Source organism: Bacteroides sp. AF25-38AC, assembly GCF_003602995.1.
In the GTDB taxonomy this organism is placed as follows: domain Bacteria; phylum Bacteroidota; class Bacteroidia; order Bacteroidales; family Bacteroidaceae; genus Bacteroides; species Bacteroides uniformis.
The window spans coordinates 40,506-61,548 of sequence record NZ_QTMD01000021.1 but is presented as its reverse complement, the minus strand read 5'-3'; the positions used below and the strand labels follow the sequence as shown (position 1 = coordinate 61,548).

The window sequence follows — 21,043 nt, the reverse complement described above, 5'->3', positions numbered from 1 at the left end:
CAAACAAATGATATACGGAAAAATCACTTTAGAAGATTGGCGTACAGTCTGTGTAGAGGGAGAAGAGCCGGAATCTTCTTTTGAAAGTTATAATCTGAGACTTTTCTTTTTCGGAACTTTGTATAATCGGGACATCTTGCAGGCAACTCCGGATGATACCAATGCCAAGCTTGCTGCTGATGCGTTTCTATCCGATCCGGCATATGGCTTTTCACGCCTGGACGGTTCGTTCACCATAGTATATTATTCAGAAAATGAATGCGGAGTGGTGCGCGACCATCATGGCACGCATTATCCCGTCTATTGTCACATTGATGGTAATTTTGCCACTTCCTGGCAATTTTTAGAGGACCAACTGGAAGAAAATTTCGAGCCTAATCTGGTTTCATTGAGTACATTCCTTCAGCGTGGCATTTTGAAGAAGAATAATTTCGCCCTATTCGATGTTCATTCTTTAGGTGCCGGCGAAAAGTTCTACATGTTGACAGAGCTTGGTTATCTGATGCCGGTTTGGGCTTCTGTAAAGTTAGAGACACAAGCGAAAGTACATTCCATGTTTGATTCGCTGAAGGAAAGAAATCCCAGCTTATATGAAAAGGTGGCAGATGACATTTATTGTCTGAAGCGCGACAGCGTTTTTGAGCATGAACCCAAGGTGGCGACTGAACGGAATCCGGATGTAGAAACCTACTCCCGCCGTTATGGAGAATTGCATGCGCAAGCCATCCGCCGGCGTATCGGCCATAGCCGCAGGGTAGGTATCCTGCTGAGTGGCGGCTATGATTCCGGTTCAAACCTTGCTGCGCTGCGCAGCATTTACGACGGCCAGATTGACTCCTATTCCGTGGGCTTTAAAGGAGATGCCTGGACGGAGCTGCCCATGGCCCGTCTGATGTCTGAAACCTTTGGTACCCGCCACCACGAGTACGAGATTGACGGTACGGAAACCAGTGCCTTGCCCGACATTGTCCGTTTTCTGGGTGAGCCTTTTATGGAAGGCGGGCTGATGGTAAACTATTGTGCCATGCGCATGATAGGCGATGACAAGCCCGACGTGATTCTAGGAGGTGACGGCAGTGACCAGTATTTCGGTACTTCCGGTCGCGAAGTGGCGTTGCATTATCTATCCGCCCGCATAGGATTGCGTCCCTTGCTACGTGGCATCAGCCGTCTGCTGGAGCATGAAACCTTTGATACCGGTGGAAAGCTTTCCCGCATCAATTTCCATTTGGATAAGATACTTCATATTCTGGAAGGGGAGCGTTTCGGCTTCTCCGATTCTGCCTTGTGTGCCCTTCTGCAAAATCCGAAAGAAGATTTTGAGCCGGTAAAATCACTACGGCCCGATATCCACAGTTTCGAACATCTTTACGCGCAGCATGCCATTCTTTCCGATTTGGAGACTGTAATCAACCGTATCATTCTTTTCAAGGCTTCCAGCATGGCACGCATGTTCGGTAACAATCTGACGTATCCTTTTATGGACCTGGAGCTTTTCCATTTCCTGCAGGAGCTGCCGGTAGGGTTGAAGTGCAGGGGCAACAGTGTACTGGACATTGCGCGGGGCCGTTCCGTTTCTAAATATCTGTTAAAGCACCATTATAAACCTTTACTTCCCGAGGCCATTACCTTGAAGAAGAAGCAGGGCGGTTTTGCACCTATGCCACTGTTCTTCCGTGATAGGGCCCGACGTGCTTTCTTTAAGGAATTTATTCTTGCTTCCGGCATTATGGACAACTATCTGCGTCGTGATGCAGTGGAGAAGTTTCTTACAGATTATGAACAAGTTGCAGAGAAGGAGGGTGGTTGGTTCTGGCATAGGCAGAACAAGGCTTTGCAATATTTCAATCTGTTGACGCTTGTTGTGTGGTGGGAAGAGTTTGTGGAAGGACATGAGGTGAAATTCTGAAAATATGATTGAAAGCATGAAAGTTTCCATTATTGTTCCGGTTTATAATGTTGCCAAGTACATAGAACGGTGTTTGTTGTCCGTGTTGAACCAGACTTGGCAGGATTTGGAAGTCATTCTTGTGAATGACTGCACTCCGGACGACTCTATGGAGATAGCCAGACGGGTGGTGGCTTCGCATCCGCGCGGAACGGTGGTGAGATGTCTGGAACATGAAGAGAACAGAGGGCTTTCTGCTGCAAGAAACACCGGTATTTCAGCGTCTGTTGGCGATTATCTGTACTTCTTGGATAGCGACGACTATATTTCTGCGAATGCAATAGAGCTTTTGGCGGATGCAGCGGTGCAGAAGCGACCGGATTTTGTGATAGGCAATTACGAGGTGACCGGCGCCAGACGTTGGGCTCCTCCTTTATCATTAGGCACCGGGTTTTATGAAGGGAATGCTCTTGTACTTTCCACTTATGTGCAGGGAAAATGGTATGTCATGGCGGTGAACAAGCTGATAAATCGTTTCTTTGTTTTGCAACATAAACTTTATTTTCAGGAAGGTATTGTACACGAAGATGATTTATGGTCATTTAAGTTGGCATGTATAGCCCAAAGTATGTATGTTGTTGATGAGGCAACTTACTTTTATTTTATGCAACCGAATTCTATTATGCGGGCACCGTCTATACGTAATTTGGAATGTCGTGTGCTGGTGCTGGGGTATATTTACGACTTTATCCGGTCTTCCCGGTGTTTGCAGGATAACCGGCAGATATATATATACTTTGAGAATCTGAAAGCGAAATATTTTGACCGTATTCTGTATTTTACGAAAGACACATCCTTTCATTATCAGAGTTATTTGGTATTCAGGAACAAAAAGTATGCGTCTTTGTTGGAGATGACGGGCCTGCACCCCGAATGGAAGCTGATGTTGCAGAACATCCATTATGTGCTTCCTACGTATGCCGGCTATTTGTATTTTAAGGCTTTTGTAAAGTCAGCCTACTATTTGTTGGTGTTGTCTATAAAAATGAAGGCAGTGTTGCATACAAAATGAGCGAATATGAATAATGTTCCGGAAATATCCATTATAGTACCCGTTTATAAGGTAGAAGAGTACTTGCCCCAGTGCATTGACAGTATTCTTGCACAGACCTTTACGAATTTTGAGCTGTTGCTGGTAGATGACGGGAGCCCTGACCGTTGCGGGGAGATTTGTGAAGAGTATGCCAGGAAGGATACGAGGATACGGGTGTTCCATCAGGTCAATGCAGGATTGAGCTGTGCCCGGAATACTGGTTTGATGAATGCTTGTGGAAGATATATAGCCTTTGTTGATTCAGATGATTATGTAAAGCCTTGTTATCTTGAGGGGTTATACGGTGCATTGCCTGCCGATAAAACAAAGGAGGGAGTAATAGTCGGCTCTTTTGATATATATCTGTCCAATGGAAATTTTCAAACGTTTCACGTTCCTGAGCAGGAAATCGTCTCAGAAGAAATGTACCTTATGCTGACGGATTTGATAGACAAGCGCGTTGCGTATGCATGGAGCAAGCTATACGACAATAGAATAATCAAGCAATATCAAGTGAGTTTTGTCCCTTTTGTCTCCGGATTGGAAGATATGCTGTTTATGTTGGACTACTTGATGTATTCGGATTTTATGGTTATTCGTGATTATAATAATTATATTTATAGAGTGGGCTATTCCATGGATACATTGTCTGTATGTATAAACAGCTTTCCGGCAGAATATGCAGCATTCTCCAATTTTTTGGAAAGGGTGTATGTGTATCAAAAGAAATTTAATTTGGAGGATAGCTCATTGGATAGAACATGGAATTCATTGACTGTCTTTTTCCATAAAGTGATTTTGGCCATCTATAAACCAGAGCATAAGTATACCCGGCAGGAACGGTTGTCTTTTTTACATCAAGTCCTTTTATCAGACAAAGAATGGATAAGAAGATTTTTTCTTCCACAATATAAAGCGGATGTGTTGGGCAAATTCTTGCTTTGCAGGGTGGGGGCATCGGCTTTTGACGGGTGGATGCGTTTCTTGTCAGGTATAAAATTCAAGAAAATGTTTGGAGTAAAATAGCGGAGGTCATTATGAATATCTTGTTTATATATCCCAGAATGTTCCATCCTCATCGCGGAGGTATCGAAAGAGTGAGCGATTTGCTTTGCAGAGAATTGATAAAGAGAAAACACAAGGTGTTGTTTTTGCATAACATTTGTGATGAATCCCTTGAGGATTATCCATATCCTGCTCCTATTTATTTTTTCCCTTTTTCTGTTCAAGAAGTGGAGAAGAATGCTCCTTTTTATCGCAATTTTCTGATAGAACATCATGTTGATATTGTGATAAACCAAGATATTATGGCATATCATGCACTGTGTCGCTTTTCCAAAGACATCAGTGGGGTAAAAGCAATCTCCGTGTTGCACTTGTCTCCTTTAAATATGTATGATCACTTGTTTGACCTCACGATGCGTTTAAGAAACAAATCATGGATTGAAAAGGTCAAGCGAATAGCTCGCGTAATCAAGATTCCGAAGATAAAATCCGATTATTGGCAGAATTTGAAAGTCTGTTATGACGATTGTTTCCTTTATACAGATTTATTCTGCTTGCTTTCCTCAAAGTTCATTCCTGAACTGAAAAGGATACATCCGGGTGATATGGAGCGGGTTGTCGCCATCGGTAATCCTAATACTTATACCACACAGACTTTTATAGAGACAAAGAAAAAACAGTTATTGTATGTTGGCCGGATAGAGTGGTATCAAAAACGGGTTGATCGTTTAATTGACATTTGGAGATATCTGTATCAAGATTTTCCTGATTGGGAATTGGTAATTGTGGGTGATGGACCGACACGGAAGGAGTTGGAGCAAAAGTCTTCAAAGATGGAACGTGTTGTTTTTGCAGGATACCAAAATCCTGATTCGTTCTACCGGGATGCAAGTATTTTATGTATGACAAGTGATTTTGAAGGCTGGGGAATGGTATTGACCGAAGCCATGACATTCGGAACGATTCCGGTGGCATTCAACTCGTTCGCTGCTATAACGGATATTATAGAAGACGGACAGACCGGCGTGCTGGTTCCTCCTTTCTCTTGTAAGCAGTTTGCACGGAAGCTGGGCGTATTGATGAAGGATGAGGAATTGCGCAGGGAGATGTCAAAGCATTGTATGGAGCATGTGAAACGTTTTGATATACAAAATGTGGTGGATGAATGGGAGAAAGTTTTTGACCGTTTGAAAAACAATCAATGATGCCTTTTCAGTATCCGGTGAGCGAATGCACGTATGCCCGGAGTGAAAAGATAGAGCAACGAGCAGGTTAATATCCCATAAGTGGAAATCAGAATCATTCCATAGAGAATCCAATGTGTAAAAGAGCTTTCCGGTGTAAAGTCATTGCTTGGATAGAGATGGTAGCATACTATTCCCGGCAGCAGTATAATCAGCAGATGCTTGATGTAGCCCGTCCAATAGTGGAAAACGGATATTTTGAATCCTTGCGAATAAAGAAAGTAAGGTTTCCAAATGACTATGATGAGAAATAAACTGGTTATGTTGCCCATCAAAATTCCCGGCAGTCCCCAAAAATGTCCGGCAATGATGGCAACAGTCAAGTTGATGATTACTTCCGCAATGGGAGCCCAAGTATCTTGAAATAAGCCATACCCATAGGTAAATTGGTCTATGGCACCTCGGGTGTAGCTGATGAACGAGTTGATGATAATCAGGTACAGAATGTGTTGGGGCAATACATATTCACTTCCCAACCATAATGAAATGAAAGCGCCGGTCAGTCGAATCAGGGCAAATGAAATGGTTCCGGCTATCAAGAAACGGATACCCATCAGCTCCCAGAATACTTGCTGGATACGTTTGGAATCGCCTTCGGCTATCAGATTGCCTACTCCTGCATTGGTACTCCCTAATAGGTTGCTGATAAATATACTTATCTTATCTATTATGAGGGTATAGTTTCCATAATATGCCACAGTCTTAAGAGAGACGAAGGCATATACCAGGAAGGGAGTGGTTTGGAATTGTACGAAACTGCCCAGTTTATGGACAAATAGCTGTTTGGTATACCGGGTTACTTCCGGATATTTCTTGAAAAGCAGCTTGCCTTGTTTCACTTCGCTTTTCAGCCAAGGGTATACCTGGTTGACTTTCCAGTTCAGGATAATGGAATAGACAATGCCCAGCAGAAGTTCCAGGCTAATCCACAGGTAATAGTTGCCCGTATAATAGACTAATCCCATTTGCAGACAAGTCTTTATCAGTACGGCACTTTGAAAATAGGCTGTCACTACATAGTTTTTCTGGTCCGCTCCCAAAAGGGTTTGCTTGTAATTGGCAAAATATCCTATTAGTGAAGTGGTCAGATACGAGAAAAATGCAAAATAGATGATGCCTAAATCAAAGACATTATTGGGGAATATCAGGGGTAGGAAGCATGCCAAGGCACATCCTGCACTTAGAATGATGAAACCGATACGGCGGTAGATGAAACCGAAAACGGAAATGATTTCATTGATTTTCCTTTTATCGTGTTCAAAGAGGGGTTTATACAGAACGTAGCCGATGGCTGTGCTGATACCCAATTCGGCAAGGTTCAGAAAACCCAAGAGATTGTTCAGTGTACCTATCAGCCCCATAAAGTCTGCGCCCAATGCATCCAGAAAGATTTTCCTGGAAAAAAATGATAGGGCTAAACTCAGGACATAAAAAATGAGGTTAACCCGCGCATTGAGCAATGATTTTTTAAGGCGTGACTCCTGAGGCATAAGTTTTTTGTTATTACCGGCAAAAGAACACAAAAAATAGTATGCTTCCTTTTTCTGTGTTTTGTAGGTAAGTTTTTTGATAATTAGTTGTTTCCGTAGTGTGCTTTTATTCAATCTTCCATCCGTCAATACTCCTCTTCTCCAACGAGAAGTTTACGCCGATGCGGTACAGCTTCCGGTGGTCCATTGCGAAGGGTTTGGCATATCCTTTGTCTTCTATCTGTTGCAGGGCTTCCTCGGGTGTACCATCCAGTTTAAACTCTACGATGTAGACGTAATCCTTAGTCTCTATCACCATATCCATACGGCTTTCACTGGTAGGACGCTCCACTTTGGTATAGAATCCCATCATGCGCATCACGATGAAGAAAGCATTCTGAAAATAGAGTTCGGCATCGCCCACAATCTTATAGTCCGTATCAGAAAACATGGTGGCCAGGCGGGTCATGAACTGCTCCGGATTACCCTTGCGTACATCTGCAATGAAGTTTGATACAAAATAGACGGATTCACTGTCCTTTATCGGCATGTAGTAGGGAACCAGATATTTGATGAATCCTTCGGCCACTTCCTTGTTGGGGAATCCCAGCCGATAGATGTTGAATTCTTCGTCATATTCCTTTATCGTGAGGTAGCCGCTTTGGTAAATCACGGCAATGGGATTATCCTTGAACGACTCCACGTCTGTCAGTGTCTCTGCAGTCACTCCTTCACTCGTAAGGTCGGGCAGACAGAAGTTGTTGTCTTTCAGCAGTTTCACAAGGTAGGTGGGGGTGCCGGTCTCGAACCAGTAGCTGCCGAACTCCAAGGAACGGAACGTATTCAGCAGGCTGAAGGGGTTATACAGATTGGTTCCGTTCTGACGGAAGCGGTAGCCGTCGTACCGTTCTTTCAGTCGCAGGCAGACTTCGTCGTAGGTGATACCGTAGTTTTCGGCTATCTGGTGCAGCGGTTCTTCAAAATAGGTGTGTATCTCCTTGTCGGTCATTCCGCAGAGCGTCTGGAACTGTCGGTCCATGGAGAGGTCTATCAGGTTGTTCAGGTCGCTGAACACACTGACCTTTCCGAATTTCGTCACCCCCGTCAGGAATCCGAAACGGATATACCGGTCTTGCGTCTTCATTACGGAGTAGAAGGCTTTGAGCGTGTTGCGGTATTCGTTCTGCAGTTCCTCGTTGCCTATGGACTGGAGCATGGGTTTGTCGTATTCGTCCACGAGGATGACCACGCGCTGGCCGGTCTGCTCGTAGGCGCGGCGGATGATTCCCTTGAAACGCAGTTCGGGGTTGACTTCGCTGGAGACGGCTCCGTAGATGTTTTCCCATTGGCAGAGGGTATCGTTCAATATGTCGATAAGACTGTTCTTCTCATCGTATTTACTCGTGTTCAAATCCAAATGCAGTACCGGATATTTCGTCCATTCTTTTTCGAGCCGTTCCATTTCCAGTCCCTTGAACAGTTCCTGCTGCCCGTTGAAGTAGGCTTCCAGTGTGCTGATGAGCAGACTCTTTCCGAATCTCCGCGGGCGGCTCAGGAAGTAGTAACGACCGGTATGTACTAACTGATAAATCAGGGCGGTTTTGTCCACATAGATATATCCGTCATTGATAAGGCTCTCAAAACTCTGTATTCCAATAGGGTACTTCATACGGCTGAACTTTGTTTGATGCGCATTTTGCTTAATTAGAACAAATGTATGAATAAAAAATGAGGTGGCAAAGCTTTTGTCATGCTTTGTCACCTCCCTTTTCTTGGTTACCACTTCTCTTTTTTTACTTCAAAACACGGGCATTGTTTCGTCCATTCCATCGGTTCCACCTCTCCGTTGTTGTTCAGGTCGGGGCTGAGGTCGCGATGTCCCGCCACTTTTGCTTCCGGATAGTCCATCAGCAAAGCGCGGACCAATACGCGGAGCGAGTGGCGTTGCCATTCCGTGCGTGTGTCTTTGGGATTCCCATAGTGGTCCAATCCGCCTTCATAGGCGATTCCGATAGAGTGGGCATTGTAGCCGCGGGCGTGGGCGCCGGCCCTCTCGACCGGGCGGGTAGTCAGGATTTGTCCGTCACGGCGGATGTAGAAATGATAGCCCGTGCCATCAAATCCACGTCGGCGGTGCGCGGCTTCCAGAGCTTGCCCGGTAAAGGGACGGTCCTCGCACGTGGCGCTGCAATGTATCACAATCAAATCAATTTTTCTCATTTTTCTTTACTGTTTGCCTTTGGGGGCTGTTCGCTAAAAGGGACCACCGCTGTTCATGGCGTGTGCGCTGAATGCACCCAAAAGTGCCGAAGCTACAGCGATGATTACTTTCAGAATCTTGTCCCAGGTTGATGATTTTGTACTCATGATGTTTGATGTTTAAGGATTAGGGTTAAGGGTTAAGGATTAGGGATTAAGGATTAATGATTAATGAACACAAGCTCATCCTTAATCCCTCTTTTTTATCCCAGCGGATTCTCCCCCTGGTCTCCGTCGGAACCTCCGCCATCGGGATTATTGCCGCCGGAACCTCCGCCGGTGCTATCCTTGTCGGCAGTTACAAGCTCAAAGATGAGGTTGTTTGCTCCACCTTTGGTGGTGGCGTTGCTGTCGTTCACCAGCCGCAGGGTGTTGGCTACCTTGAAGCGGATGTTGACGCGCTCGATGTTTTTCACGGTGCAGTCTTTGGCCAGTTCGGTGGCACGGCATTTAAAGGTGGTGTGGAAGATGCCGAAGCCGTCCAGACGGACACTGTTGCCGTCCGTCAGCGTCTGGCGCATCTGTCGTACGATGGCTTTGCCTACGTGCTCCACGTCTTCGGCCGACATGGCTCCCAGTGCTTCAATGTCTTTTGCGATACGGGCAAGGTCGAAGATTTTGGCATCTTGGGGCTTGCGTTTCAGGGTGTAGACCATGGGGGAGCTGCTGTCTCCGATTTTCTTGTGGCGCTGTGTGCGCACTACTAATGCTGTTGACATGATGTTTGATGTTTAATGGTTAATGTTTCATTCCGAAAGGGGAAAGGAGGTGTCTCCGCGGCGATGGCCTCTGCTCCGTTTCGTTGATACAAAGATAGGACATGGGGCAGGGAGGATGGGAGGTTGGGGGAGGTAGGAGGAGGTTGGGAGAGGATAAGGGAGGTTATTGTTTCTTTTGTTTTGGATTTGTGACAAATAGGAGGTATATTTGTATTCGCATAGATGTGCGTAAACTGAATAAAAAGACATGGAATATGTTGGAAAACAGTAATCAGGATATGTGCTGTTTTAGCTCGTTTTGATGAAGTGCGTGAAGTGGTGGTATATGCCAATCTTGAAAACGAGGCATTGCGCGAGCATATAGACAGAGTGGGGGTGAGGATTTATGTGAAAAGGGGGGAACCTTTTAAGAAGGCTCCCCGAAGACATTAATCATAAGCTGCACTTGTGCGGGCGTGTACCGTCGGCAATAAGGGTTCATGCCCGTGGCAAGCAGGCGTTGTTCCAGCCCGGGGGCGGTGCGTATCCATTCGTTCAGCCGGTTGACGGCAGTCTGCTGGGCAATGCCCGGAAGGTAGTACATGGCCAGTTCGCCTTTCCCGTAACTGCGGACGGGGAAGCGTGGCTCTGCAAAGGAATCATTCTGTTTCATCATATTCTTTAAAGTTTAGGTTGTATGTTTTCTTTAATAGGGATAACACGTGATTGCACGGATAACACGTGATTGCACAGTTTGCACATGCTTGCACCTATTCTCTTCTTTCCGTCTTGTAAAGATACGGATTTTTACTCGAATAACCTGCCTTGTTCTTCATTATTTTTCAACCAATTCTCATTGTCGAACTGCGTGTTCACCGGTCCCAGTTGCTCTCCTTGGGGGGTGTGGATGACGTCTTCCTCGCAGGGCCAGTAGCGTCCGTTCAGGTGGTTGTAGACGAACTTGGCTTCGGTGTGGGCACTGCCCAAGTGTTTGAAACGGACCTTCTCGATGTAGATGGTGGCTATCTGCTTCGTGTCGTTGCGGTCTACCACGAGGCAGAAGTCGGACATGTTGGCGAAGTTGGCAGAGCCGTTGATGTCGTTCATCTCGACACGGCGCCGGGTGCCGTCCTTTTCGTTGCGGTTCACCTTGCGGGGGTGGGCCACGAGGATGACGAGGCACTGGTTGCGGGTGGCGAAGCGTCCCAGCTTGTTCAGCGTGTCGGTGATGTAGTCCATTTCAGTCTGCCCCGGTTCCAGACGTTGTTCCAGGCGGTTCATGGGGTCGATGACGAGGATGCGCACCCCTTTGCGGCGCACCACCTGGCGGGCTTTCTCCAGGATGTGGTCGATGCCGTAGCTCCCGTCGTCGGGCAGGATGTGCGACACGTTGCGGTCCAGCCAGCCCACTGCCTGCCCGTAGACGGCTTCCGTCATGCCCGGTCCGGGGGTGAAGCGGTGGCCGGTCAGCTTCTCCGCCAGCTTGTGCAGGTGGTAGGCGATGGGCATGTTTTCGGGGCTGAAGAAGGCGATTTTCCACTCGTGGCGCAGGCAGAGGCGCAGCACCAGCTCGTCGGTGAATTCGGACTTGCCGTCGCCGGGGCGTCCGGTCATCACCAGCAGGCGGCGGGGCTCGAAGGTGCAGTGTTCGTCGAAGTTGTCCCAGCCGGTGTCGGCACCCCGCTGCAGGCCGTTCTCGTAGAGGGAGCGCAGGTCGTCGCGGCAGTCTTCGGCGGTGAAGATGCCTTCCAGGGGCACTTCTTCGGCTTGCTCGATGCAGATGCGGAGGCTTTCGGCGCCGTATTTCACCAGATGCTCGTTGGCATCCTTGCAGCCTTCGCCGAAGTGCACGATGCGGCAGCGTTCCACTCCGAGGCGGCGCGTGAGTTCCTGCCGGAGCGACTGCCCTGCCGGGTCCTCGTCTACGGCGATGTAGATGGCCTGCTTGTCTTCGAAGTGCGACTCCACGAAGCGGTCCAGCCACGTGAGGTTGCTCTGGGCGCCGGCGGGCACGGAAATGACGTCCTTGCGTCCGGCGGCGATGATGGCTGCCGCGTCGAACTCGCCTTCGGTGATGATGCACTCCGGGGTGCCGAGGATGCTGTCCACGTTGTAGGGGATGAGTTCGGCGCCCTTCACCATCATGAAGTGTTTCAAGGCGCTGCGGTACTTGGTGTTGACGAGCGTCCCGTTTTCGAAGTAGTTGAAGCAGATGCAGTTCTCCTCTTGGCTGCTTTCCGGCAGGCGCACCGTCTCTTCGGTGATGCGCAGGGTGCGCAGCAGTTCCTGCGGCAGGCAGCGCACGGTGCTCCAGTAGCGTTCCAGGTTCTCGGAGAGTTGCATCCGGGCAGGGTCGAAGGTGGGACGGCGGAAGTGCTGGGGCGGTGCGGCGGGCTTCCGGCGCATGTCGCGGCGCTGCTGCTTGAGGCGTTCTTCGGCGTCGTCGGGCACGTAGAGCTTGTAGCCGCAGTGGTGGCAGTAGCACAGGCCTTTGTCCAGGTCTACGGAGAGTGACTTGTTGCCTTTGTGTCCGCGGGTGTCGTTACATTGCGGGCAGATGATCTTGATTTTGCCGCTGATGCGGCCGCGGGTATCAATGCCGTGTTGATGGAAATTTCTCATATAGGTTTGCTTTAGTAGTTTTCTGATAATTTTTTAGACGCAGATTTTAGTTTCAGGGCAGCCTGAGGGGTTGAAATGCCACAATTAGCGGGTTGGAATGCCACACTTCACGAGGGTAAATGCCACACTTGGGACGTGCTGAGGTGTGGCATTCGGAACGTTGACATGTGGCATTCGGAACGCTGACGTGTGGCATTCCGGATGCCGGAGTGTGGCGTTTCAGCCGGGTTTCTGTTTCGGCTTTTTCGATGTCGGCGGCTGTCGCTGCGAGCTCCACGAACGGGTCGTTTCGTTCCAGAAGGCGGTATTGTCCGGTCGGGGCGGCGCTCCGTCGGGGATGGGGCAGCCCAGGTAGGTGCGCCGTCCGTTCACCAGCTGCTCGTAGCGATGGGGGTCGGGAGGAGCGGTGGCGGACTGCTGCTTTTCGAGGCCCTGCAACAGCATATGCAGTTCCTGCGAGGTGCGCTGGCCGGCTTGGGTGTAGAACGTGAAGTAGCTTCGCACTTCTTCCTGGCTGTTCATCTTCTCCTCTTTTCCGAGGAGTACGATGTGTTTCTTGAATTCTTCCAGTGCCGTATCAAAATGCTTGTTCAGCAGGACACTGTATCCGCTTCTCATGCAGACCATTTCACGGAACAGTTGATTTTTCGACAAGCCATCCACTTGCTTCCTCCAGCTCTGGTAGGGAGTGATGCCGCCGTCGCCGCCGTTCTTTTGGACGACATCGTCGTCTTTTCTCTTCATCTGTTCTTCTCTATTCTGTTCTTCTCTTACGCGCGCGAGGCTGGTTTTGTTTGTATTACCACTGTTGTTCAGTGATTTATCTTCATTTTTCGCATCCTCCGTTTTTTCTGGAGTTTTCAAATCATTTTGCAAATGATTTCCTTTTTCCGTATAGTTGAAGTTGATGGCTGATTCAAATTCTTCTTCGTGGATAGTGAAAAGTTTGTATTCCCAGATGATTTTCTCCATGTATTTTTTGGAGAACCCTTTTCTTGAAATAATATTCAGTTGACTGAAACTGAGTTTCCTGTCGGGCTGTGCACAGAGCATCTCGATGATGCGCAGATACATGCCATAGCCCCTGCATCCTTCATTGTCGATGAGTGCGGCCAGTCTTTTGTCATTAGGCAAATCGTTGGGGTGTTTGAACCAAATCATTTTCTTCGTGTATTAGTTTTCTATTTCCTGATAGTTATCTTATATTCTGAAAGGATAGAAGGGCTTCATAGTGATGTGTAAGGGAGAGACTGTTCAGCGGTCATATCTTTTAAAATATGCGGCAAAGTTACGTATAACAGAACAAGCCTGCAAATGGACTTTTGTAGGTTTAGCAGTATTTCATCGGCCTCAGAAGCTATTCTGCGTGTGTTCCCGCCTTTTTTCGGGTGCTTAGGCATACAATGGTGAAATATGTGATTTTTTTTACAGAAAGTAGCCGGTGGAGCCCTCTCTTTAGGCGGCCTTCTACTTGTTACATTCGTAAACATTTGATTCACAGTAGCTATTACTCTCCGGACTTTGTTTTGTGCATACGTGTCATCTGCCGTATGTGGGCCAGACTGCGCAGTTCGCTTTGGGAGAAAGACGATTTCCCTTCCAGTAAGCCGCCAATTGCCTCTGCAATGATTTCCAACTGATCCAATAATGGATTTCTACTGTGTGCAGTATTCTTTTCGATGCTTACTGCGTTTTGACCCTCGCTATAGAGGGTCAGGGTTACTTTTTTTACTCATTGTACGTTTTTAAGAAAAACATGGCAAAGATACGGATTTTACCCGGAAGGAGATGTATTTTTACAATTTTAAAAGTGCGTCAATGCAGGAATAAAGAAGGAAATAGTGAGACCGGTTACAGATAAATTCCGTATATTTGCAATATGGCAAATGTGGAAAAAAACTTATCTGTTGAAACTTTGCGTGGCATCGCTATTCTATTGGTAGTGGTGGGACATGTCATCGGTTCCGGGCCCGATGGCGGCATGAAGATTGATTTTCCCCACCCATTGCGTTATTTCTATGTATGGATAGATTATATTCAGATGCCTTTGTTTACCGCCATTGCCGGTTGGGTTTATGCACTGAAGCCTTTCTCCGCATCTTCCGGTTTTGGAAGTTTTGTCCGGAAAAAAGCGTTGCGCTTGCTGGTGCCGATGGCGGCGGTGGGCACGTTGTATTTTCTGGTACAGTATCTGATGCCGGGCACCAATAATAAAGGGGAACTCAGCCAGTTGTGGCGCATATATATATTTCCTTACACTATATATTGGTATCTGCCGTCGTTGTTCTTGATTTTTGTGGTGCAATGGTGGATAGACAGCCGGAAGTGGATGGACACTCTGGGCAAGTGGAGTATCTGCTGTGTGGTGGCTCTGGTGTTTAGCAGGATAAATGATGTCTGGATTCTGCATGAGGTTCCCAACCTGTTCAGTTTCAAGGGAGCCTTGGGGCAATTGCCCTATTTCTTTGTCGGCGTGGCTGCCTGCCGTTTTGCTGTGTCGCTCTACAGTTGTCCGGCTGTCAGGCGTGTCTTGCTTGCCGTGGCGCTATGGGGGATTGTCTTGATGCAGATAGTGTGGTTCTATCCCGGTAAATACGCCTCTTTGAGCATGCTGCTTTATCCCGTGACGTTGATTCCCACCTTGTTCCTGCTGCTGGCATCGAAGTGGCACAACCGTTTTTTTGTCTGGATAGGCGGCTATGCGTACAGTATTTATCTTTTTCATGGTTTCGGTACTTCCGGTGGGCGGATTATACTGAAAATGATGGGGATTGATGCGATTGTCCCCATATTGCTGTCTGCAACTTTTATTGCAACAATCGGGCCGGTATTAGTAGACAAACTGTTTAACTGTTCCAAAATGCTGCGAATGCTATTTCTTGGAAGGAGATAATGCTCTCAGTCTGTTGCGTACCCTTATCATAAAACGCCGTAGCCACGGGCATGTTTCTCCCGACTTCAGATTATAGTATAGTGATTTGGACTCATAAATCATCCGGAAAGTTTCTGTACAAAGTACCGGTTTCTTGGTCAGGCGGTTGATTTCCACAGCCTGCGGCATAGAGCTTTCTACAAACAGCATGTAGTCGGTGGATGAACCGTATTCTTTGGCTTTGAAGGAGGCGTGGCAATTCGCCCGTTGGCGTGCAGCCATATCCGGCAGGTCCAGCATGACAAGCTTATTGTATTTCACATGGTTCTTCCGGAGCCAGGCTTCCGTCTCCGGACGGTATTTCTCCAAACGTGAAGTGACCAGTGTGCCAATGGTGACTTTGGGAATGAATAGCGGAGGAGCGTTCAGCAGGAAATGACGGTACTTCTCGCCGTCATCGTTCTCTTCCGGAGTGGGGTCTGCGCAAAGCACGCCGTCAATGTCCATGCATGATTTTTGCAGGATGGAGTGGTTCATTATGTTCCACTGGAAGAAACGGGGATAGCTCAGAATCTCAAAATGATAATCTACGCCTTTGGTGTTTTCGGGTGTGCTGTAAATGGCACAGTATTTTATTTCATAGCTGTCCTTGAGGTCCTGCAGCAATATCCTGCATTTATTCATGGCGTTTCCACTGGAGATGCTGTCATCCACCACCAATACTTTGCGGATGCCGGTCATATTGAAAGTCTTGCCGCGCTCTCCTGCCTGGTAGATATGTCCGTTGCGGAAAGAATCTATGTCCGTGACCGGCAGGTTCAGATAGAGCGCCAGCAGATTGGCCGGGAACATGCCGCTGCGGGGCACGCCGACGATGAGGTCGAAATCCCGTGGCAGAATGCTGAGATGTTGTAGGATGCAATGGTTCAGGTCATCTATATTACGATAGTTCATGTAGTTCTCTCCTTCAGGAATTTATCGATTATGTCATATATTTTCTTCACGCTATGCCCCCAACTGTGGGTCTCGGCAAAGGCTATGCGCTGTTTGGCCAGTTCTTTGTCGTCAGCTTCGGTCACAGCACGGTCTATGGCCGCAAGCCATTCCTCCGGGTTGATGGCCAGGTGCGTGTGACCTGCGAATATGTTGCGCATGGTGTGGGTACTGGTTGCGACAGTGGGTTTACCCATAGCCAGATATTCGTCTATTTTCAACGGATAGTTACCGTCGGTAATCTCGTTCACCATTTGCGGATTGATGCAGACATCGTAGGCAGCTATGTAGGCCGGTAATTCGTCCACTTTTTTTTGTCCGGTGAAATAGGCATTTTTCAAACTATGGATACGGTTCCGACGGAAAATGTCATCTTCTGGTCCGGTGAACACAAAACTATAATCGGGACGCTGACTTATTATCTGATAAAGCAGTTCTCCGTCAAGGCGGGTACTGTTTATCGTACCCATATATCCGATGATAGGGCGTGGAATGTCTTGCATGTCACCGGGTGTTTCGTACTTCTTGGCCGGATTGTACAGCTCCAGGTTTACGCCGGTTTCAATGGGGTAGGTATGGGGATTGTAGGGTTGCAACTCTGCGGCAAAACGGGTGGAGTTTGCCAGAACAATGTCCGCAGAGGCTGCTAATTCCGGCTCAAGACGGGTGCCGTGTCTGCGCCAGTAGGCCTCGCCTATGATGTAGTCGCGCCGATAATAGATGCTGACAGCCGGATGGATATACTCCTTCAGATAGCGGCTGCGGTAAATGTCTGTATCAATGAGGTGAATGTAATTCTTGAAGCCGAGCGCGGTGGCCTGCTCTACAATCCATCGGGCTATGCGGGCATTGTTTTTTCTGTTGACGATATTGAAAAGCGATGCGGGCAGGAAATTGGCCGAGAGCACGGTGAAAGGACAGTCCAGTACCCACATGTTGGCGTTGATTTGCCGGAGTGGTGAAGCCTCTCCTTTGATGACGTCCATACGCCGGATGTATGACGGAGATTGTCTGTCCCCTCTCAGCCGGATGGAAATGTCCATCGGAGTGTTTATGTAGAGCACCCGGTTCTGCTTTGAAATTTCCAATGCAGTATTCTTGATGGTACTACCTATTTCGATGTCCCATGTTTGCAGGCTGGTGATGATGAAGTCTCTCATGATGTTTGCCGATTACTGGTGAATACTGTGATATATCTTTACATATTCTTCTGCTGTGTGTTTCCAGGAGAACAGTTTTACACGTTCCAGACTGTAATTTACTTGTTGCTGATAGAATGTTGCATCATTCTCCAGACGTAGCAAGGCATCTGCTATTTTTTGCGGTTCTTGAGGGTCGACTAAAATGGCACCTTTACCGGCAACTTCGGGCATTGCCGAAACGTTGCTCGTCACTACAGGAGTGCCGCAAGCCATAGCCTCCAGCATAGGAATTCCGAAACTTTCACGCAAGGAAGGATAGAGGAATGCAAATGCTGCATTATAAAGGGTTACTAAATCTTTGTTGCTGATATATCCCGGATAATACAGGTGTTCTTTTATCCCGATGATTCCTTCTTGCTGAAGAAGCTGGTCGATATATTCTTCTTTTAAATCGGCAATGAGAAGGGGGCGTTTCGTTTGGGATGCTTGCAGATATAACGCGTATGCTTTCAGGGTACGCGCCGCATTCTTTTTGGGGTCTGTATTTCCAAGAAAGAAAAGAAAGTCCGGGTGCGGTATGTATTTCTGCACAATACTCTCATCGGGTGTTTCCTGCATCGTAAAGTAAGCGCTGTAGCCGTTGTACACGGCTTTAATGACTTCTTTGGGAAGCTGCAAAGCTTCCCGTATGCGGGTACACTCGAACTGCGAAACTGTAATAATCTTTCTTGCTTTCTTCAGGATGCGGGGAACAATCAGGCGGCGGTAATGCCATCCCATTTCCTGATAGAAGGAAGGACTGCGATGCTGACGCGGTTCCAGATAAATAATGTCATGAAGCGTCAGCACCAATGGGACGGGACACCATAGCGGAGCTGTATTCGATGTACAATGCAGCAAGTCTGCTTTCAACGTCCTGACAGCCTGGGGCAATGCTATCTGCTCCCACAGTGGATAAGTAGGGCAGCGAAGCTCAATGATATGGAGATTCTCCGATTCTTCCAGGCACCGGTCCTCTCCCGGGGCAACAAATACGTAATATTCATTACCGTCTTTCCGCTTTTGCAGTTCTTTCAGTGTCTCCAGGATGACAAAGTCCATGCCATGCTTGTCATTGCGGAAAATGCGTTGGGCTTCGATGGCGATTCTCATTTTGCTGCATTTCCTTTCTTCCTTATTCTGAATATTCTTGTGATGTGGCTCATGAAAGAAGTGAATACCAATATCGGCAGGGACCAGAAAGCGCGACGGAATCTGCGGTTGATTTCCCCTTCGGGCATAGCCATTAAGAAAGTGATGAATAAAGTGGCTAAAAGGGCATACCACTTGATGGACAGTGGCCATTCCAGCAGTGTCATTACGACGGCACACACTGTGATGTACACAATGAGCAGAAAACGGGATGGAAGCAACCATTGGAACAGCTTCTCGCATAAATCCCATTTTCCTTGTAAAAATGCTATCGGAAACTGTCCTAATGCCAATAGGGAACTGCGGTATTGCGAACCCAACCAGCGCTGGCGTTCCCTGCTGTAGCCTGATGTGTCATCCGTCTTTTTGCAATAGCATATGATTTCTTCCATATATTCGGTGTATATGTTTTCCTTTAAAAGCTCCATTTCTGTGGCCTTTGCCAAGTCGCTCCCCGACAATCGTGGAGTGATTTTCTGGAACATCTCAAAGTCAAACATCATGCCGGAACCTATGAGGGCAGACGAAAAGCCGAGTATGGTATGGGCTTTGCGGAATAAGTGGTTGTTGATTTCCTCACTGGTGGCATTAAGTATGGCAATGTTCGTATTCAAGTTCTCGGTCATGCGGTGTGCCTGGATAGCATCGCATCCGGAGTAGTATGCATTGTTGAAAAGCTCCAGCGCATTGGGAACTATCTTATTGTCGGAATTGAATATGGTAATGGCATCATACTCATGGGGAGAATAACGCTCCATGACTTGCTGTATGGCGTATATCTTTGTGCAGTGTTCTTTGTCGGGAACAACGATATTGACCGGCATCTGGAGCAGTGTCACCAAATCTTCTTCGGGCAACTGCGTGGCGGCCACTGCAATGTCATATTTGTCCTTCGGATAGATTTGTGTATCGAGGAAATGATTGATGGACTCTATTACTTCTTTACCATTTCTCAATACAACGAAGAGGACCAGGAACCGGTGCTGTTTTTTGGCGAGCGGATAAGGATTCTTGTATTTTCGCAAAGAAGCCAATGCGTAAATAAACAAATACGCTACGGGGATGGCCAGTAACAAAAAAAGAACCGCGTCCGTCATTTGCAAGGCATTGTTGTTCTCATCCATCCACCACTCGGGATTGAATATGGAAAAAAAATCGTTCATATCTGTTTTTCTATTTAATTTTTTCTATTGTTTTTTTCGTTCTCAGTTTTTCTGTCAACAGCTGGTCTATATGTTCCCCATTAAGCAGGACAGATAAAAATAAAATGACCATGAAGCCCGTAGGAAATTGCATGAAGAAGGCATTCCCGTAAGCGCTTATCATCAGCCCGAAAATTCCGCAGGCAATGGCTGTGAGTACACCGCGCAGTTCTTCGTTCTTAATCCGGAACATGATAAGATAGCATCCCCTTAACAATGCGCTTATATATATGGTAAGGAAAAGTGTCAACCCTACAATGCCGGTTTCCATCCAAAGCTTTACATAAGACGAGTCATGCGGAGTCATGGTGGTGAGGCGCTCTCCGTATACTCTGGCTTCTACTCCTCCTAAGCCGAGCCCTTCGCCGAAAGGTTTGTATTTCAGATATTCAGCTAATTTTTTCCGGTTCTCCTGGCGGACAATATATGAAGGGTCATCAGTCGGCCTGAAGGCTGTACGCATGCGTCTGATTTGAGGATTGCCTTCTCCGATATAAGTATGGGCGAAGAAAAGATAAACACATAAACCGAATATGGCTGTGGCTCCCATTAGTTTGGCATTTTTACTTAGGAAGGTGAATAGAATGATGCCTCCTATCGGGACGAATAAAGCTCCACGTGTTCCGGAAATGAATAGAGCATAGATGGCACAGACTGTAACGGCAATGAAATATATCTTTATGGAGCGCTTTTTCATAAAGATTGCCGAAATTCCGAATAAAATAGCGGCAAAACCCATATTGGAACCAAAATTTCCGGCATCAGTGAAAAAAGAAAAATAGCGTGTAATGCCAGGCAGAAAGTGTGTTTTGTACATCTCTGTCTCAATCAGCATGTTCATTTCTATGTCATCAAAGCCGAAGTATTTCTGGTAGGCGGCTTTGGCAACAGCTGTTAAGGTAAATGCAGAGAGAAAAAATAGGATAATACGTAACCGTTTATAGGAAGTTATCGTCAGGACACCGATTAATGAAACGATGAAGGTGCTGTATATAATTCCGCGGGAGTAGATCCAGGCTTCTGTGACAGCTGTTGGATTCATTACTTCCGCTGCGGTATATAACGCCCATATACCACCTCCTAATGTAAGAATATTTTTTGTGTATTTCCATGAAACTTTTCCTTGATGGTAAGAATATACTAAAAATACTACAAACAATATGATAGTTGAAGTGTCATACCAGACACTTAATCCGGTTCCTAACGTATATCTATACCAAAGTATAAAGAAGTAATTGAATGTAAACAAAAAGCATAAGCCGATGAATGGGTTCTTAAATGCTTGTATCAGTATTATTAGAAAAAAAGGGGAAAAGCAAATGTATGCAATGATATCCCACGTACTGAATAGTACGCTATAGATAA

18 protein-coding genes are annotated in these 21,043 nt (G+C 47.0%); 5 read left to right on the top strand and 13 right to left on the bottom strand.

From position 1 onward, the window contains the following. Positions 1-7: 7 nt before the first annotated feature. From DWY55_RS14605 to DWY55_RS14590, 4 genes are all read left to right on the top strand, one after another. Entirely contained in the window at positions 8-1,909 is a 1,902-nt protein-coding gene (locus DWY55_RS14605; RefSeq protein WP_117879073.1) for an asparagine synthase C-terminal domain-containing protein, read from the top strand. 16 nt (positions 1,910-1,925) lie between these two features. Further along, a complete protein-coding gene (locus DWY55_RS14600; protein ID WP_227212635.1) occupies positions 1,926-2,960 on the top strand; it encodes a glycosyltransferase family 2 protein in 1,035 nt (344 codons plus the stop codon). Positions 2,961-2,966: 6 nt separating this feature from the next. Further along, entirely contained in the window at positions 2,967-4,007 is a 1,041-nt protein-coding gene (locus DWY55_RS14595; RefSeq protein ID WP_117879075.1) for a glycosyltransferase family 2 protein, read from the top strand. Positions 4,008-4,288: 281 nt separating this feature from the next. Beyond that, positions 4,289-5,191: a glycosyltransferase gene (locus tag DWY55_RS14590; RefSeq protein WP_229104753.1), complete on the top strand. Its 903-nt coding sequence runs from the start codon at positions 4,289-4,291 to the stop codon at positions 5,189-5,191. Here the strand turns inward: DWY55_RS14590 and DWY55_RS14585 are convergent. From DWY55_RS14585 to DWY55_RS14550, 8 genes are all read right to left on the bottom strand, one after another. Further along, entirely contained in the window at positions 5,185-6,720 is a 1,536-nt protein-coding gene (locus DWY55_RS14585; protein ID WP_117879094.1) for a lipopolysaccharide biosynthesis protein, read from the bottom strand. The genes DWY55_RS14590 and DWY55_RS14585 overlap by 7 nt on opposite strands. Before the next feature lie 106 nt (positions 6,721-6,826). After that, positions 6,827-8,368: an ATP-binding protein gene (locus tag DWY55_RS14580; RefSeq protein ID WP_117879095.1), complete on the bottom strand. Its 1,542-nt coding sequence runs from the start codon at positions 8,366-8,368 to the stop codon at positions 6,827-6,829. Between the two features lie 107 nt (positions 8,369-8,475). After that, a complete protein-coding gene (locus tag DWY55_RS14575) occupies positions 8,476-8,919 on the bottom strand; it encodes an N-acetylmuramoyl-L-alanine amidase (RefSeq protein ID WP_005827473.1) in 444 nt (147 codons plus the stop codon). A gap of 33 nt (positions 8,920-8,952) precedes the next feature. Then, positions 8,953-9,066, bottom strand: coding sequence for a smalltalk protein (locus DWY55_RS22010; protein WP_157132533.1), 114 nt, complete (start codon positions 9,064-9,066; stop codon positions 8,953-8,955). Positions 9,067-9,161: 95 nt separating this feature from the next. Then, positions 9,162-9,677 (bottom strand): HU family DNA-binding protein, encoded by a 516-nt coding sequence (locus tag DWY55_RS14570; protein ID WP_117879077.1) that lies wholly within the window; start codon positions 9,675-9,677, stop codon positions 9,162-9,164. A 406-nt stretch (positions 9,678-10,083) separates the two neighbouring features. Further along, positions 10,084-10,332: a DUF4248 domain-containing protein gene (locus DWY55_RS14560; RefSeq protein ID WP_005827481.1), complete on the bottom strand. Its 249-nt coding sequence runs from the start codon at positions 10,330-10,332 to the stop codon at positions 10,084-10,086. A gap of 131 nt (positions 10,333-10,463) precedes the next feature. Beyond that, on the bottom strand, positions 10,464-12,278 hold the full coding sequence (locus DWY55_RS14555) for a bifunctional DNA primase/helicase (RefSeq protein WP_117879078.1): 1,815 nt from the start codon (positions 12,276-12,278) through the stop codon (positions 10,464-10,466). Between the two features lie 219 nt (positions 12,279-12,497). Continuing rightward, positions 12,498-13,439: a DUF4373 domain-containing protein gene (locus DWY55_RS14550; protein ID WP_117879079.1), complete on the bottom strand. Its 942-nt coding sequence runs from the start codon at positions 13,437-13,439 to the stop codon at positions 12,498-12,500. A gap of 718 nt (positions 13,440-14,157) precedes the next feature. Here DWY55_RS14550 and DWY55_RS14540 point away from each other — a divergent pair. Beyond that, positions 14,158-15,171 carry an acyltransferase family protein gene (locus DWY55_RS14540; RefSeq protein ID WP_117879080.1) on the top strand — a complete coding sequence of 338 codons (1,014 nt, stop codon included), beginning with the start codon at positions 14,158-14,160 and terminating at the stop codon, positions 15,169-15,171. On the opposite strand, the gene DWY55_RS14535 is transcribed toward DWY55_RS14540, so the two are convergent. The 5 genes from DWY55_RS14535 to DWY55_RS14515 are packed head-to-tail and all read right to left on the bottom strand — an operon-like array spanning position 15,151 to position 20,720. After that, positions 15,151-16,104: a phosphoribosyltransferase gene (locus DWY55_RS14535; RefSeq protein ID WP_117879081.1), complete on the bottom strand. Its 954-nt coding sequence runs from the start codon at positions 16,102-16,104 to the stop codon at positions 15,151-15,153. The genes DWY55_RS14540 and DWY55_RS14535 overlap by 21 nt on opposite strands. Next, positions 16,101-17,303 carry a glycosyltransferase gene (locus DWY55_RS14530; protein WP_117879082.1) on the bottom strand — a complete coding sequence of 401 codons (1,203 nt, stop codon included), beginning with the start codon at positions 17,301-17,303 and terminating at the stop codon, positions 16,101-16,103. Before DWY55_RS14530 ends, DWY55_RS14535 begins: the two co-directional genes overlap by 4 nt. A gap of 12 nt (positions 17,304-17,315) precedes the next feature. Beyond that, positions 17,316-18,437, bottom strand: a complete 1,122-nt coding sequence (locus DWY55_RS14525) for a glycosyltransferase family 4 protein (protein WP_117879083.1) — start codon at positions 18,435-18,437, stop codon at positions 17,316-17,318. Beyond that, positions 18,434-19,639 carry a glycosyltransferase family 2 protein gene (locus DWY55_RS14520; protein WP_117879084.1) on the bottom strand — a complete coding sequence of 402 codons (1,206 nt, stop codon included), beginning with the start codon at positions 19,637-19,639 and terminating at the stop codon, positions 18,434-18,436. The genes DWY55_RS14525 and DWY55_RS14520 overlap by 4 nt, the downstream gene beginning before the upstream one ends. Positions 19,640-19,649: 10 nt before the next feature. Next, positions 19,650-20,720, bottom strand: a complete 1,071-nt coding sequence (locus tag DWY55_RS14515) for an O-antigen ligase family protein (RefSeq protein WP_227212641.1) — start codon at positions 20,718-20,720, stop codon at positions 19,650-19,652. Between the last annotated feature and the right edge of the window lie 323 nt (positions 20,721-21,043).

Coding starts and splice junctions, on each gene's coding strand:
- DWY55_RS14580 (WP_117879095.1), bottom strand. CDS start 8,368: ATGAAGTACCCTATTGGAATACAGAGTTTTGAGAGCCTTATCAATGAC.
- DWY55_RS14585 (WP_117879094.1), bottom strand. CDS start 6,720: ATGCCTCAGGAGTCACGCCTTAAAAAATCATTGCTCAATGCGCGGGTT.
- DWY55_RS22010 (WP_157132533.1), bottom strand. CDS start 9,066: ATGAGTACAAAATCATCAACCTGGGACAAGATTCTGAAAGTAATCATC.
- DWY55_RS14540 (WP_117879080.1), top strand. CDS start 14,158: ATGGCAAATGTGGAAAAAAACTTATCTGTTGAAACTTTGCGTGGCATC.
- DWY55_RS14555 (WP_117879078.1), bottom strand. CDS start 12,278: ATGAGAAATTTCCATCAACACGGCATTGATACCCGCGGCCGCATCAGC.
- DWY55_RS14560 (WP_005827481.1), bottom strand. CDS start 10,332: ATGATGAAACAGAATGATTCCTTTGCAGAGCCACGCTTCCCCGTCCGC.
- DWY55_RS14520 (WP_117879084.1), bottom strand. CDS start 19,639: ATGAACGATTTTTTTTCCATATTCAATCCCGAGTGGTGGATGGATGAG.
- DWY55_RS14525 (WP_117879083.1), bottom strand. CDS start 18,437: ATGAGAATCGCCATCGAAGCCCAACGCATTTTCCGCAATGACAAGCAT.
- DWY55_RS14575 (WP_005827473.1), bottom strand. CDS start 8,919: ATGAGAAAAATTGATTTGATTGTGATACATTGCAGCGCCACGTGCGAG.
- DWY55_RS14600 (WP_227212635.1), top strand. CDS start 1,926: ATGAAAGTTTCCATTATTGTTCCGGTTTATAATGTTGCCAAGTACATA.
- DWY55_RS14550 (WP_117879079.1), bottom strand. CDS start 13,439: ATGATTTGGTTCAAACACCCCAACGATTTGCCTAATGACAAAAGACTG.
- DWY55_RS14535 (WP_117879081.1), bottom strand. CDS start 16,104: ATGAACTATCGTAATATAGATGACCTGAACCATTGCATCCTACAACAT.
- DWY55_RS14570 (WP_117879077.1), bottom strand. CDS start 9,677: ATGTCAACAGCATTAGTAGTGCGCACACAGCGCCACAAGAAAATCGGA.
- DWY55_RS14590 (WP_229104753.1), top strand. CDS start 4,289: ATGGCATATCATGCACTGTGTCGCTTTTCCAAAGACATCAGTGGGGTA.
- DWY55_RS14530 (WP_117879082.1), bottom strand. CDS start 17,303: ATGAGAGACTTCATCATCACCAGCCTGCAAACATGGGACATCGAAATA.
- DWY55_RS14515 (WP_227212641.1), bottom strand. CDS start 20,720: ATGAATCCAACAGCTGTCACAGAAGCCTGGATCTACTCCCGCGGAATT.
- DWY55_RS14605 (WP_117879073.1), top strand. CDS start 8: ATGATATACGGAAAAATCACTTTAGAAGATTGGCGTACAGTCTGTGTA.
- DWY55_RS14595 (WP_117879075.1), top strand. CDS start 2,967: ATGAATAATGTTCCGGAAATATCCATTATAGTACCCGTTTATAAGGTA.